Annotated in this window: 15 protein-coding genes; 2 read left to right on the top strand and 13 right to left on the bottom strand. The window is 68.2% G+C overall.

Translation table 11 applies throughout. The annotated features are described in order from the left end of the window. Positions 1-19: 19 nt before the first annotated feature. Complete coding sequence (locus OB895_RS00580; protein WP_042541605.1) at positions 20-463, bottom strand: MarR family winged helix-turn-helix transcriptional regulator; 444 nt, start codon at positions 461-463, stop codon at positions 20-22. Between the two features lie 45 nt (positions 464-508). Between OB895_RS00580 and OB895_RS00575 the strand changes: the two genes are divergently transcribed. Further along, entirely contained in the window at positions 509-751 is a 243-nt protein-coding gene (locus tag OB895_RS00575; RefSeq protein ID WP_042541606.1) for a hypothetical protein, read from the top strand. 9 nt (positions 752-760) lie between these two features. Here the strand turns inward: OB895_RS00575 and OB895_RS00570 are convergent, their stop codons facing one another. Together OB895_RS00570 and uvrB are read right to left on the bottom strand one after the other, a co-directional pair. Next, positions 761-1,093, bottom strand: coding sequence for a TfoX/Sxy family protein (locus tag OB895_RS00570; protein ID WP_079113068.1), 333 nt, complete (start codon positions 1,091-1,093; stop codon positions 761-763). A 19-nt stretch (positions 1,094-1,112) separates the two neighbouring features. Next, complete coding sequence (gene uvrB / locus OB895_RS00565; RefSeq protein ID WP_042541608.1) at positions 1,113-3,185, bottom strand: excinuclease ABC subunit UvrB; 2,073 nt, start codon at positions 3,183-3,185, stop codon at positions 1,113-1,115. A 64-nt stretch (positions 3,186-3,249) separates the two neighbouring features. Between uvrB and OB895_RS00560 the strand changes: the two genes are divergently transcribed. Then, positions 3,250-3,870 carry a DUF4126 domain-containing protein gene (locus OB895_RS00560; protein WP_042541609.1) on the top strand — a complete coding sequence of 207 codons (621 nt, stop codon included), beginning with the start codon at positions 3,250-3,252 and terminating at the stop codon, positions 3,868-3,870. On the opposite strand, the gene OB895_RS00555 is transcribed toward OB895_RS00560, so the two are convergent. The 10 genes from OB895_RS00555 to OB895_RS00510 are packed head-to-tail and all read right to left on the bottom strand — an operon-like array spanning position 3,843 to position 13,167. Beyond that, positions 3,843-4,634, bottom strand: a complete 792-nt coding sequence (locus OB895_RS00555; RefSeq protein WP_042541610.1) for a GNAT family N-acetyltransferase — start codon at positions 4,632-4,634, stop codon at positions 3,843-3,845. The two genes, OB895_RS00560 and OB895_RS00555, sit on opposite strands and share 28 nt — an antisense overlap. 60 nt (positions 4,635-4,694) lie before the next feature. Next, on the bottom strand, positions 4,695-5,600 hold the full coding sequence (locus tag OB895_RS00550; protein ID WP_311878595.1) for an MFS transporter: 906 nt from the start codon (positions 5,598-5,600) through the stop codon (positions 4,695-4,697). Next, complete coding sequence (locus OB895_RS00545) at positions 5,510-5,908, bottom strand: MFS transporter (RefSeq protein WP_311878594.1); 399 nt, start codon at positions 5,906-5,908, stop codon at positions 5,510-5,512. The genes OB895_RS00550 and OB895_RS00545 overlap by 91 nt, the downstream gene beginning before the upstream one ends. Next, a complete protein-coding gene (gene coaE, locus OB895_RS00540) occupies positions 5,905-6,504 on the bottom strand; it encodes a dephospho-CoA kinase (protein ID WP_042541612.1) in 600 nt (199 codons plus the stop codon). Before coaE ends, OB895_RS00545 begins: the two co-directional genes overlap by 4 nt. Positions 6,505-6,536: 32 nt before the next feature. Beyond that, entirely contained in the window at positions 6,537-7,121 is a 585-nt protein-coding gene (locus OB895_RS00535; protein WP_079113069.1) for a CoA-binding protein, read from the bottom strand. Next, the gene (locus tag OB895_RS00530) at positions 7,118-8,422 is read right to left on the bottom strand and encodes an O-acetylhomoserine aminocarboxypropyltransferase/cysteine synthase family protein (protein ID WP_042541613.1); all 1,305 of its coding nucleotides are present in this window, start codon (positions 8,420-8,422) and stop codon (positions 7,118-7,120) included. Before OB895_RS00530 ends, OB895_RS00535 begins: the two co-directional genes overlap by 4 nt. After that, positions 8,422-10,431: an acetate--CoA ligase gene (gene acs, locus OB895_RS00525; protein WP_079113070.1), complete on the bottom strand. Its 2,010-nt coding sequence runs from the start codon at positions 10,429-10,431 to the stop codon at positions 8,422-8,424. Before acs ends, OB895_RS00530 begins: the two co-directional genes overlap by 1 nt. Then, positions 10,422-11,276, bottom strand: a complete 855-nt coding sequence (locus tag OB895_RS00520; protein WP_079113071.1) for an ABC transporter permease — start codon at positions 11,274-11,276, stop codon at positions 10,422-10,424. Before OB895_RS00520 ends, acs begins: the two co-directional genes overlap by 10 nt. After that, the gene (locus tag OB895_RS00515; protein ID WP_079113072.1) at positions 11,273-12,319 is read right to left on the bottom strand and encodes an aliphatic sulfonate ABC transporter substrate-binding protein; all 1,047 of its coding nucleotides are present in this window, start codon (positions 12,317-12,319) and stop codon (positions 11,273-11,275) included. Before OB895_RS00515 ends, OB895_RS00520 begins: the two co-directional genes overlap by 4 nt. After that, positions 12,316-13,167, bottom strand: coding sequence for an ABC transporter ATP-binding protein (locus tag OB895_RS00510; RefSeq protein ID WP_079113073.1), 852 nt, complete (start codon positions 13,165-13,167; stop codon positions 12,316-12,318). Before OB895_RS00510 ends, OB895_RS00515 begins: the two co-directional genes overlap by 4 nt. Positions 13,168-13,174 lie beyond the last annotated feature (7 nt).

The raw sequence follows: 13,174 nt of genomic DNA, 5'->3' as shown, positions 1-13,174 counted from the left end.
CCCACACCCTATGACGCGGTCACTCCTGGGCTGAACGGCGCCCCGCGAATGCCGACAAACCATCGCGCAGTGTCGCGATCTGCTGCAGGTCCATTCCCACAGCGGTCATCACCTGGCGCGGAACATCGAGGGCTCGGCCACGCAGAGCCCGACCGGCGTCCGTGAGCGTGATGTCGAGACGGCGCTCGTCCTCGACGCTGCGCTGCCTCGCCACAAGACCGTCTGCCTCCAGCCGCTTCACCAGCGGCGACGCCGTCGCAGGCTCGAGCGCGAGGTCGGCCGCGAGATCGTTCAGTGGGCGCGGAGCACGTTCCCAGAGCGCCAGCATCACAAGATACTGCGGATGCGTGAGCCCGAGGGGCTCCAGAATCGGCCGGTAGATCGCCACGACGTTGCGTGCTGCGGTCACCAGAGCGAAGCAGAGCTGGTTGTCGAGCTTGAGCAGGTCATCCGATGCGGTCACGGATTCGAATATACATTGACCCTAATAGTTAGTACACTAAGCAACATGGCCAGTTCTGATGATCGCCCTTCGCTCCGCACTCGGATCCGCGAAGCCGGAGGCCTGTATGCCTGGTTCAACTCGAATCTGATCCGCTTCGCCGGCCCGGCCTCGGTCGGCCCCTACGAGAAGACGCCCCCGCCGAGCCCGTCCGAACGTGCCGAACGCGCCTGTCCGCTGTGCGGCTCCCCGATGAGCGAGCATGAGATCGACCGGTCGGGCCCCAAGACGCTCGTCCACTGCCCCTGAGGCTCGCTCTCAGCCGTCTCGCTTCGCGTCTTCACGCGCGATGTCGAGCCAGGCCGCGAGGTCGTCGTCGTCGATGAGCGCGCTCGGCGATACGTCGAGCCAACCGGTGCCCATGGTCCGCGGACCCATGACCGCGGACGCGACCCCTGGCCGGGTGATCAGCGACGCGCCGTGCTCTTCGTCGACGCGCACGAGCAGCACCCCGCCGGTGCGCGCACCGACGAGGATGTGACCGTCGAGGAGGAACGCGCGCGTGCCGAACATCCGCTTCTCCTCGACGTTCCCGTCAAGGGTGAGAAGCGCTCTCACGCGATCGGCGAGCTCTTCTCCTGATGCGTCCATCCTGGTCGCTCCCGTGTCGTCAGGCGTGGCCGGCCTTCTCCATGGCACGCAACTCCTTCTTCATGTCCTGCACCTCGTCACGCAGTCGTCCGGCGAGCTCGAACTTGAGCTCCGCGGCCGCCGCGAGCATCTGGTCGGAGAGGTCCTGGATCACGGCTTCGAGCTGCTGAGCGCCTTCAGCGGCGATCCCGGTGCGCCGGAGGTTGGGCGTCGGAGACTTGCCCTTGCCGGTCGCGCGACCGCGGCCGGACATCATCGCAGCGGTGTCGGCGCCTTCACGGGCGAGCACCTCGGTGATGTCGGCGATCCGCTTACGCAGCGGCTGCGGGTCGATCCCGTGCTCCAGGTTGTAGGCGACCTGCTTCTCGCGACGTCGATCCGTCTCTTCGATCGCCTTGGCCATCGAGTCGGTGATCCTGTCGGCGTACATGTGCACTTCGCCCGAGACGTTGCGCGCCGCGCGGCCGATCGTCTGGATCAGCGACGTGCCCGATCGCAGGAAGCCCTCTTTGTCGGCGTCGAGGATCGCGACCAGCGACACCTCGGGCAGATCGAGTCCTTCACGCAGCAGGTTGATTCCCACCAGGACGTCGTAGACGCCCGCCCGCAGCTCGCTGAGCAGCTCGACCCGTCGCAGCGTGTCGACGTCGGAGTGGAGGTAGCGCACGCGCACGCCGTGCTCGCCGAGGAAGTCCGTCAGCTCTTCGGACATCTTCTTGGTGAGCGTCGTCACGAGCACACGCTCGTCACGCCCGACACGCTGCCTGATCTCCTCGAGAAGGTCGTCGATCTGGCCCTTCGACGGCTTCACGATGATGTGCGGGTCCACCAGACCCGTCGGGCGGATGATCTGCTCCACCACGCCGTCGGCGATGCCCATCTCGTACTTGCCGGGAGTGGCCGACAGATACACGGTCTGCCCGATCCTGTTCTTGAACTCGTCCCACCGCAGCGGCCTGTTGTCCATCGCGCTCGGGAGCCGGAAGCCATGGTCGACGAGCGTGCGCTTGCGGGATGCGTCTCCCTCGTACATCGCGCCGATCTGCGGCACCGTGACGTGCGACTCGTCGATCACGAGCATGAAGTCGTCGGGGAAGAAGTCGAGCAGCGTGTGCGGCGGCTCGCCGGGCTGACGCCCGTCCATGTGCCGGGAGTAGTTCTCGATTCCCGAGCAGAAGCCGAGCTGCTGCAGCATCTCCAGGTCGAAGGTCGTGCGCATCCGCAGCCGCTGGGCCTCGAGCAGCTTCCCCTGACGCTCGAACTCCTTGAGCCGCTCCTCGAGCTCGTGCTCGATGGTGCCGATCGAGCGCTGGATCACATCGGTTCCCGCCACGTAGTGCGAGGCGGGGAAGATCGGCACGGAGTCGAGCTTCTCGATGACCTCTCCGGTGAGCGGATGCAACGAATAGAGCGCTTCGATCTCGTCACCGAACAGCTCGATGCGGATCGCATGCTCCTCGTACACCGGGATGATCTCGATGGTGTCGCCTCGCACCCGGAAGTTGCCCCGGGAGAAGTCGACGTCATTGCGGTTGTACTGCATCGAGATGAACTGCCTGATCAGCGCGTCGCGGTCGTACCGCTCTCCCACCTGGAGGGCGACCATGGCGCGGAGGTACTCTTCTGGCGCGCCGAGTCCGTAGATGCAGGAGACGGTGGAGACGACGATCACGTCGCGGCGGCTGAGCAGCGAGTTCGTGGTCGAGTGACGCAGACGCTCGACCTCGGAGTTGATCGAGGAGTCCTTCTCGATGAAGGTGTCGGTCTGAGGCACGTACGCCTCTGGCTGGTAGTAGTCGTAGTAGGAGACGAAGTACTCGACGGCGTTGTTCGGCATCAGCTCGCGGAACTCGTTGGCCAGCTGCGCGGCGAGCGTCTTGTTGTGCGCGAGGACGAGCGTCGGACGCTGCACCTGCTCGACCAGCCAGGCGGTCGTCGCCGACTTTCCGGTACCGGTGGCGCCGAGCAGCACGATGTCGGTCTCGCCGGCGTTGATACGCGATGCGAGTTCGGCGATCGCCTTCGGCTGGTCGCCGGCAGGCGCATATTCGCTGATGACCTCGAAGGGACGAACACTTCGCGTGGGTTGCATACCTCCAGCGTATGCCGGGCCACCGACATCGGGGCCACGAGCGGCCTCCGCCTAGAGTGGGGGCGTGATCGAGTTCCTCATCGGCACCAGTCTCGCCGCGTCTGCGGGCCTCAACGCCTGGATGCCGCTGTTCCTGCTGGGCCTCGCCGATCGGCTGCTTCCCTCCGTGGTGCTGCCGGCCTCGTGGTCGTGGCTGTCGAGCGATCTCGCGCTCTGGATCCTCGGCGGGCTGCTGCTGCTGGAGGTCGTGGCCGACAAGATCCCTGCGCTCGACTCCCTGAACGACGTGATCCAGAGCATTCTGCGTCCGGCATCCGGTGGCATCGCCTTCGGCGCCGGCTCGGGCGCTCAGACGATCGCGGTCGACGACCCTGCCGCGTTCTTCACCGACAACGCCTGGGTGCCGGTGGTCTCCGGCATCGCGATCGCCCTGGTCGTGCACATCGCGAAGGCCACCGCGCGTGTCGCCGCGAACACCGTGACCGGCGGCCTTGCGGCTCCTGTCCTGAGCACGGCTGAGGACGGGGCATCGTTCATGCTCGCGATCACGGCGATCGTCATCCCCGTCGTGGCCGCCCTGCTGCTGGTGGGCCTCGTCATCGTCGTCGTCGTGGGCGCGCGCCGCCTGGCGCGCAGGCGTCGAGAGGGCGGTGCCGGTCAGTCAGCCGGCCGCGTCCACACGTAGGGCGTGGTGGTCGAGACCTTGACGAGTCCCGCACGCTCGAGGATCGGCCGCGAGAACTCGGTGCAATCCGACTGCAGGTACCGCTTGCCGAGCGCGAGGGCGGATCGCGCGCGCTCCGCCGTCAGCGCTCTGTAGATCCCTCGACCCCGCCATTCGGGCAGCGTCGCTCCGCCCCACAGACCGGCGAAGCGGGTGCCGGCCACGGGCTCCAGGCGTCCAGCGCTGATCACCGCTCCATCAGCCACAGCCGTCCAGAGCTCCACGGTGTCATCTTCCCGGATGCGCTGCAGCGTCGTCTCGACGCGCACGCGCCACTGCGGATCGCCGAAGACCCTCCCCTGCATCTCCTCCATCGCGAACACCTCGGCCTCGGTGCGCGCCCGTCGGAGCTCCACCTCAGAGGGAAGGTCGACGGGCTGGGCGAGCGCCGCCGCCTCGCCGATCATCACCGACTCCTCGTCCTCAGGCACGAACCCACGGCTCTCCAGAGCCCGGCCGAGCCCAGGCGCACGATCATGCCCTCGCGTCTTCCACTCGATCGAATCGATGCCGCTGAGGGTCGTGAAGTGCGCGAGCGCGACGTCGATGAGCTCTTCGATTCCGCCGGAGTCGTGGCCATCGAGGTCCGAGTACGACACGAACCCGCGCCCGCCGGGGAAGACGGCGAGTCGCAGCGGTCCGTGCATCGCCACGCTGAGCGCGTGCGTCACCTCGGCGTCCGTGCGCAGCTCACGATCGTAGGCGGCGAGATAGGTCAGGCGCATGAGGCGATCCTCCCGGTCGACAGTGGCAGTGAGCGACGGCGATGAGGTGCCGCTTCGTGATCATACGCGGCCGGTCGACGCCTGCCGCAGGGCGCGTGCCGCCAGCGCCGCGGACACCGCGCACATCGCCACGATCACCGCCACGAACCACGCCCAGTCAGCCGTGCCGAACACGATCCCCAGCGCCCAGCCGAAGAGGCTCGACCCCGCGTAGTAGCCGAAATAGTAGAGCGACGATGCCTGCGCCCTGCTGTCGGAGGCGGCTGCGGCGGGAGCCCACCCCGAGGCGACGGCATGCGCGCCGAAGAAGCCGGTGGTGAAGAGCAGCAGCCCGACGATCACCGCGAAGAGCACCTGGCTCAACATGGCGAGGGCGCCGACGGCCATCACGGCGATCGAGGCGAGCAGCACCGGATACCGGCCGAAGCGGGATGCGAGCGCACCTGCTGTCGGCGACGAGACGGTACCTGCGAGATAGGCCAGGAACAGCAGCGTGACCACCCACCCCGGAAGGGCGAACGGCGCGTCGATCAGGTGGAACCCGAGGTAGTTGTACACCGCGACGAAGGCGCCCATCAGAAGAAAGCCCTGCATGTAGAGCGCGAGCTGCGTCGCGGAGCGCAGCGGCATCGCCAGGCGCGCAAGCATCCGTGGCGACGCGTCGTGTCGAAATCGACCGGGCACGAACCCCTGAGCCTTCGGAGTGAGCCAGAGGAACAGGACCGCTGCCACCGCGCACACACCGGCGACGGTCCAGATGCCCGCGCGCCATCCCCATGGCTCGCCGGCCAATCCCGACAGGACACGACCGAGCAGGCCGCCCACGGTCGTCCCGGCTATGTAGCTCCCCGCTGCAGTCGCGGCATCGCGTGCGCTCACCTCCTCGCTGAGATATGCGAGCGCCACCGCGGGCACGGCGCCCAGCGCCACGCCCTCGAGCAGCCGCAGTGCCAGCAGCATCTCCATGCCGGTGCTGAAGGGCGCGAGAACCCCCAGCGCCGTCGCTGTGAGGATGCCGAGATCCCCATGGCGGGAACCCGCCCCATGCGGTCTGCGACCATCGACCACGGAACGACGGCCGCCGCCAGACCGAGCGTCGCAGCCGACACCGCGAGCGCCGCGGTGGCAGGCGTGATCCCCAGGTTCGACGAGAGTTGCGGCAGCACGGCCTGCGGCGAGTACAGCTGCGCGAACGTCGCGATGCCGGCGAAGAACAGCCCGACGATGAGACGCCGATAGGCGGGAGACCCGGGTGTGTGACCGGTGAAGGTCACGACGAGCGGATCCGCTCCCACAGGGCGTCGGTCTGCCGGATCGTCTCCTCCAGTGAACCTGAGGTTTCGATGACCTCGTCGGCGATCGCGAGCCGACGCTCGTCGGACACCTGCGCGTCGATCCGTTCCTGGGCCGCCTGCTCCGCCATGCCGCGCAGCTCGACGAGCCGCCGCCTGCGCTCGTCCGCCGGCGCATGGGCCACGACGATCAGATCCCACGGGTCATCGACCCGCGCCTCGACCAGGAGCGGGACGTCGTACACGACGACGGTCTCGGGACCGGCGGAGGCGGCCTCCTCGAATCGACGCTGCGACTCGGCACGCACCGCGGGGTGGACGATCGCGTTCAGCCGCGCCAGCTGCTCGGGATCGCCGAACACCTTGGCGCCCAGGGCAGCCCGGTCGAGTGCGCCGTCCGCGTCGATGACATCGGCGCCGAAGACGTCCTCGATCCGTGCCAGCACCGCAGAGCCTGGCGCCTGCACGTCGCGCACGATCTGATCGGCGTCGACGACGACCGCTCCGAGTTCTGCGAGTCGTCGCGCGATGGTCGACTTGCCCGAGGCGATGCCGCCGGTGAGAGCGATGAGAGGCATCTCGCCAGTCTAGGCTCGACCGCGAGCTCGGGTCATCGCGCCAGCAGCTGCCGACGCGAGCTGATGACCCCGGTGTCGAATCCGGCGAGGTGGAGCCCTCCATGGAACCGGGCATGCTCGATCTTGATGCACCGATCCATCACCACCGAGAGCCCCGCCCCCTCGGCGATCGCTGCGGCATCCTCGTTCCATGAACCCAGCTGCAGCCAGAGCGTGTGCGCGCCGGCCTCGATCGCCTCCTGGGCCACCCCCGGCAGGTCGTCGTGCCGGCGGAACACGTCGACGATGTCGGGCACCACAGGCAGGTCTGCAAGTGAGGCGTAGACCGGCTGTCCGAGGATCTCCGCCTCCCGCGGGTTGACGAGGTACACGTCATACGCGGTGCTGGAGAGCAGATAGGTCGCCACGAAGTACGACGCCCGCGCAGGGTTGTTCGACGCACCGACGATGGCGACGGATCTCGCGCGCCGGAGGATGCTGAAGCGCTCCTGCTGACCGGGTCCGATCCAGGTGCGGTCGGGCTGCGCCGGCGAGGACCCGGGGAGCGCGCAGGATGCGATGTCCTGCGCAGTCGGAAGCGCGCAAGCCTCAGCGCCCGTGGTCTCGATTCCGCTCATCGGGTCGCTCCTGTCGCTGTCGTGAGGGCCTGATCGAGATCCCAGATGATGTCTTCGGCGTCCTCGAGACCCACCGAGATGCGGATGAGGTCAGGGCGCACGCCCGCGGCGACGAGCTGCTGTTCCGTGAGCTGACGATGGGTGGTGGATGCCGGGTGGATCACGAGCGTGCGCGCATCGCCGATGTTCGCGAGATGGGACGCGAGCTGGAGGTTCTCGATCAGGGTCTCCCCCGCGGCACGGCCGTCATCGGCCCTCACTCCGAAGGCGAACACCGACCCAGGGCCGAGCGGCAGGTACTTCGCAGCGCGCTCATGGTGCGGGTGATGAGCCAGGCCCGCCCAGGTCACGTACTCGACCCGGGGGTCCGAGTCGAGCCACTCGGCGACGACCCGCGCGTTCGCGAGGTGCGCGTCGATGCGCTGCGGCAGCGTCTCGACTCCCTGCAGGAGGTTGAACGCCGACTGCGGGCTGAGCGCCGGACCGATGTCACGAAGCTGCTCGGTGCGGAGCTTGGTGAGGAACCCGTACTCGCCGAAGTTGTCCCACCATTTGATGCCGCCGTAGGACTCGACGGGCTCTGTCATCTGCGGGAACCGTCCGTTGCCCCAGTCGAAGGTGCCCTTCTCGATCACGACGCCGCCGAGTGTGGTGCCGTGGCCACCGAGGAACTTCGTCACCGAGTGGATGACGATGTCGGCGCCGTGCTCGAGCGGCCGTGCGAGGTACGGAGTGGCGAGGGTCGCGTCGACGACGAGCGGCACACCGGCGGCATGCGCGACCTCCGCGAGGCCTTCGATGTCGGCGATCTCACCCGACGGGTTGCCGATCATCTCCACGTAGACGACCTTGGTCTCGGGGCGGATCGCGGCGGCGTAGTCGGCGGGGTCGGTGGATGCGACGAAGGTCGTCTGCACGCCGAACCGGCGCAGCGTCACGTCGAGCTGCGTCACCGTGCCTCCGTACAGCTGGGCGGAGGCCACCACGTGGTCACCGGCTCCGACGAGCGCGGCGAACGTGATGAACTCCGCGCTCATGCCGGATGCCGTCGCGACCGCGCCGATCCCGCCCTCGAGCGATGCCAGCCGTTCTTCGAGCGCAGCGACGGTGGGGTTGCCGATGCGCGAGTAGATGTTGCCGTACTTCTGCAGCGCGAAGAGGTTGCCGGCATCCGTCGCATCCTCGAAGACGAAGGAGGTCGTCTGGTAGATCGGCACGGCGCGGGCACCCGTCGCGGCATCGGGAGTGCCGCCGGCGTGGAGAGCCCTCGTGCGAAAGCCGAAGCGGTGTTCTTCCGTCATCATGTCCTCAGTTCAGCGGTCTCGAGCACGGCGGCGATGTCGTCGACGGCCCACGGGTTCTGGAGAGATGTCGTGTCCCCGAGCGGGGCGGGTGCTCGTCCGGCGCGGCGATCCTGCTCGGCTTCCCACAGCTGTGCGAGCAGCCGCCGCATGATCTTGCCGGAGCGCGTCTTGGGGAGGTCGGGGACCACGACGATGTGCTTCGGCTTGGCGACGGGGCCGATCGCCGTGGCGACCTGTCCTCGCAGCTGCGAGGTCGAGACCTCCGCGCGTCCTGATGCGGTGACGAACGCGACCACGGCCTGCCCGGTGACCGGATCGGAGACGCCTGCGGTACCGGCCTCCCCCACCGTGTCGTGGGCCACGAGCGCGGATTCGATCTCGATCGTCGAGAGCCTGTGGCCGGACACGTTCACGACGTCGTCGAGACGACCGAGGATCCAGATGTAGCCGTCGGCATCACGCGTCGCCCCATCGCCGGCGACATAGTATCCGCCGTGCTCGCCGTGTCCGGCATACGCCGACCAGTACGCATCGCGGTAGCGCTGCGGGTTGCCCCACACGGTCCGCGCCATTCCCGGCCACGGGCGCCGCACCACGAGCGTTCCGGATCTTCCGGGCGCGACCTCATCGCCGTTCGCGTCGACGACGGTCGCGTCGATCCCGGGCAGCGGCACGGATGCAGAGCCGGGCTTGAGCGTCGTCACTCCCGGAAGAGGCGCAATCATCGCTGCTCCGGTCTCGGACTGCCACCAGGTGTCGACCACCGGGAGCTCGTCGCGCCCGAAATTGCGACGGAACCAGATCCAGGCTTCGGGGTTGATCGCTTCCCCGACCGTTCCGAGCAGACGCAGCGTCCTGAGGTCGTGCCCCTGCGGCAGCTCTGCGCCGAACCACGTCATGAAGGTGCGGATGAGCGTGGGGGCGGTGTAGTAGACGGTCACGCCGTAGCGCTCGATGATCTCGAGATGGCGTTCGCGGTTCGGCGTGTCCGGCGTCCCCTCGTAGATGACCTGCGTCAGCCCGTTCGAGAGCGGGCCGTAGATCTCGTACGTGTGGGCCGTCACCCACGCGAGATCCGCCGTGCACCAGTGCACGTCGTCGGGTTTCGCGTCGAAGTGAGCCCAGTGCGCCCAACTCGCGTGCGTGAGGTACCCGCCCGAGGTGTGGACGAGCCCCTTCGGCTTCCCCGTGGTGCCTGACGTGTAGATGATGAAGAGCGGATGCTCGGCATCGAATGCGTCGGGCTCATGCCGGGAGGAGGCGGTGTCGACGACGTCGTGCCACCACACGTCGCGCCCTTCCGTCCACGGGACGTCCTGTCCGGTACGCCGGAGCACGAGGACGTGCTCGAGGTCGGGAAGATCATCGGCAGCGGTGTCGGCCGTCGACTTGACCTCGGTGGCGGTGCCCCGGCGGAACTGGCCGTCGCTCGTCACGAGCAGCTTTGCGCCGGTGTCCGCGAGCCGGAACCGCACCGCCTCGGCGGAGAACCCGCCGAACACCAGTGAGTGCACGGCTCCGACACGCGCGCAGGCGAGGGTGATCACGACCGTCTCGATCAGCACCGGGAGGTAGATAACGACGCGGTCGCCCGGTCGGATGCCGAGTGCGATGAGCGCGTTGGCCGCACGCGAGACCCTGTCCTGGAGGTCGGAGTATGTCACGGCGATGCGGTCGCCGGGCTCGCCCTCGAAGTGCAGCGCGACCTTGTCGCCGCGCCCGGCCTCGACGTGGCGGTCGACGCAGTTGTACGCGACGTTGAGCTGTCCACCGACGAACCATCGTGCGGCGGGAACCGCATCCCCCACGGGCGGATCCCATTCGTGAGCCGTGTGCCAGGGCTCGGCCCAGTCGAGCCGCTCGGCCGCCTGCTCCCAGAACAGTGTCGGGTCGGACGCCGCCCGCGCGTACGCCTCAGCAGTCACGTTCGCCGTCGCAGCGAACCCGGCAGGCGCCGAGTAGGTGCGGGTCTCATGCAGACGAGCTTCCGTCACGGTCACACCCACCGTCTGAGCAGATACTTCTCGACCAGCACGAGAAGAGCGTTCGTGATCGTGCCGAGAAGCGCGAGCAGGACGATCGACAGGATGATCCTGTCGACGCGTCCGCTGTTCTGCGAGTCCGTGAGCAGGAACCCGAGCCCCATCGACGAGGCGATGAGCTCCGCAGCGACGAGGAACAGCCAGGCCTGCGCGAGAGCGAGTCGGAGACCTGCGACGACCGACGGCACGACAGCGGGCAGCTGCACGGTGCGGAACAGCGACCATCCGCGGAGGCTGAACGAGCGCCCGGCCTCGACCAGGAGTGGATCGACATGGCGGAGCGCCGACGCGACCGTGGTGTAGACGGGGAAGAAGGCGCCGATCGCGATCAGCGTCACCTTCGACTCCTCACCGATCTGCATCCAGAGGATGAGCAGCGGCACCCAGGCCAGGGACGGGACCGCACGGACTGCCGAGAGCGTCGGGCTGAGCAGCACGTCGCCTATCCTCGAGAGCCCGACGATCCCCGCGATCGCGAGGCCGATCACTGATCCGATCGCGAAGCCGAGCAGCACGCGCTGCACCGAGATCGCGATGTGCGTCCAGAGCAGCCCCCGCTCGGCCAGCTCGACACCGGCAGCGAAGACGGAATCCGGAGACGGCAGCAGGTAGGGCGCGACGACTCCGGTGGTCGTCACGACCTGCCACGCGATGAGGATGAGGACAGGCAGCAGGAACCCGCCGGCGATCCGCACCGCCGGACGGTCCCACGCATGCCGCGCGCCCACCTCGGGCCGCCGACGGACACCTCGAGCGGCGTCGAGCGCCTCACGTGCGTCGGCGGGGACCACCACCGTCTGGTCGGTCACTCGCCTCCGACCGCCTTCTCTGCGAAGGTGGCGTTCACGATCGAGTCCAGCGCCTTGTCGACCGAGTCCTCGCCGCCCTGGACATCACCGGAGTCGACGAGCACGGGAGCGATCTTCTCGAGCACCGCGACCTGGTCGTCTCCTGGGATGCCGCTCACATCGAGGTTCGAGCGCTCGGTGATGACGGTCTTCGCGACCTCGATGTCGATGCCCGCGACCTCGGCCAGCAGCGCGGCGGTCTCGTCGGGGTTCTCGAGCGCCCACTCGCGTGCCTGCTCGTACGCGTCGACGACGGCCTGGGCGAGGTCGGCGTGGTTCTCGATGAAGTCCTCGGTGGCGTTCAGGAATCCGTAGGTGTTGAAGTCGACGTTGCGATAGATGAGCTGGTCGCCGGACTCCACCTCGGCCGCGGCCATGATCGGGTCGAGTCCGGCCCAGGCGTCGACCGATCCACCGTCGAGCGCTGCACGTCCGTCGGCGTGCTGGAGGTTCTGCACCTCGACGTCGTCGACCGAGAGCCCTGCTTCCTCGAGGGACTGCAGCAGGAAGAAGTAGGGGTCCGTGCCCTTCGTCGCAGCGACCGACTTGCCCGCGAGATCCTCGACCGCGGTGATGTCGCTGTCGGGTCCGACGACGATCGCCGACCACTCCGGCTGCGAGAAGATGTCGATGACCTGAATGGGCGATCCGTTGGCACGGGCGAGGAGCGCGGCGGAACCCGCGGTCGATCCCACATCGATCGAGCCGGAGCGCAGCAGCTCGTTGGCCTTGTTGGAGCCGGCGGACTGCACCCACTCGACGTCGACGTCGTCACCCAGGATCTCCTCGAGGATGCCCTGGTCGCGGATCACCAGGCTCAGGGGGTTGTAGGTGGCGAAGTCGATCGACAGGGTGTCGGAAGACCACTCGCCGGCCGCGGCGGCGTCATCCTTCGACGCGTCGGAGGCCGTGGCGTTCTCACCGGCGACGCACCCGGTGGCGACGAGCATCATCGTTCCGGCGACAGCGATCGCAGGGATGATTCGGCGGGTGATGGTGCTCATCGGGTCTCCTCGGTGGCGGTGCGGTGGTGGGTGTCGACGCCGAGTCCTTCGAGGAGCTCGGCGCGGAGGTCCGCGAGACCGCGATCGGCGCGGTCGCGGGGGCGGATGCCCGGCACGGTGATCGTGCGCACGATCGAGCGCGCATCCGTGGCGGCGTCGGCGTCGAGTGTGCGCAGCAGCAGCACGCGGTCAGCCAAGTAGAGGGCCTCTTCGACATCGTGCGTGACGAGGAGGACGGTGGTGGGTTCTGCCGCGTGGATCTTCAGCAGCAGATCGTGCATCCGCAGGCGGGTGAGGGCGTCGAGCGCGCCGAACGGCTCATCCAGCAGCAGCACTCCGGGGTTCCGAGCGAGGGCGCGTGCGAGCGAGGCACGCTGCGCCATACCGCCTGACACTTCGCGCGGGCGCTGATCAGCTGCCTGTTCGAGGCCGACCAGTTCGAGCAGCTCGCGCACGCGTTCGCGACCGTCTCGGCGTGCCGTGCCCCGCGGAAGGCCGAGCTCGACGTTCTGCGAGATCGTCCTCCAGGGCAGAAGCCGTGGCTCCTGGAAAGCGACAGCGGTGCGCTCATCGACGTCCGCGATACCCGAGTCATCGAGCAGGATGCTGCCGCTGGAGGGCGCGTCCAGTCCGCCGATGAGGCGCAGGAGAGTCGACTTGCCGCATCCCGAGGGTCCGACGACGGCGATGATCTCGCCGGCCGCCACCTCGATGTCGACTCCGCGGAGAACATCGCGGCGTCCTCGCCCGATCGGAAAGCTCCGCCCGACCTCTCGCAACCGCACGGACTGCGCCGTGCGGTCGTCGACCGACGCGTCGACGCGCGGGTGTGCGAGCAGGGATGTCATATCCCCA

Source organism: Microbacterium forte, from assembly GCF_031885415.1.
Lineage (GTDB): Bacteria > Actinomycetota > Actinomycetes > Actinomycetales > Microbacteriaceae > Microbacterium > Microbacterium forte.
The sequence above is the reverse complement of the archived record's forward strand: the minus strand, read 5'-3'. Positions and strand labels throughout refer to the sequence as shown.

Bases quoted from the DNA above. Each gene is read 5' to 3' on its own strand.
- OB895_RS00575 (WP_042541606.1), top strand. From the start codon at position 509: ATGGCCAGTTCTGATGATCGCCCTTCGCTCCGCACTCGGATCCGCGAA.
- OB895_RS00570 (WP_079113068.1), bottom strand. From the start codon at position 1,093: ATGGACGCATCAGGAGAAGAGCTCGCCGATCGCGTGAGAGCGCTTCTC.
- uvrB (WP_042541608.1), bottom strand. From the start codon at position 3,185: ATGCAACCCACGCGAAGTGTTCGTCCCTTCGAGGTCATCAGCGAATAT.
- OB895_RS00555 (WP_042541610.1), bottom strand. From the start codon at position 4,634: ATGCGCCTGACCTATCTCGCCGCCTACGATCGTGAGCTGCGCACGGAC.
- OB895_RS00550 (WP_311878595.1), bottom strand. From the start codon at position 5,600: ATGGAGATGCTGCTGGCACTGCGGCTGCTCGAGGGCGTGGCGCTGGGC.
- coaE (WP_042541612.1), bottom strand. From the start codon at position 6,504: ATGCCTCTCATCGCTCTCACCGGCGGCATCGCCTCGGGCAAGTCGACC.
- OB895_RS00535 (WP_079113069.1), bottom strand. From the start codon at position 7,121: ATGAGCGGAATCGAGACCACGGGCGCTGAGGCTTGCGCGCTTCCGACT.
- OB895_RS00530 (WP_042541613.1), bottom strand. From the start codon at position 8,422: ATGACGGAAGAACACCGCTTCGGCTTTCGCACGAGGGCTCTCCACGCC.
- OB895_RS00515 (WP_079113072.1), bottom strand. From the start codon at position 12,319: ATGAGCACCATCACCCGCCGAATCATCCCTGCGATCGCTGTCGCCGGA.
- OB895_RS00510 (WP_079113073.1), bottom strand. From the start codon at position 13,167: ATGACATCCCTGCTCGCACACCCGCGCGTCGACGCGTCGGTCGACGAC.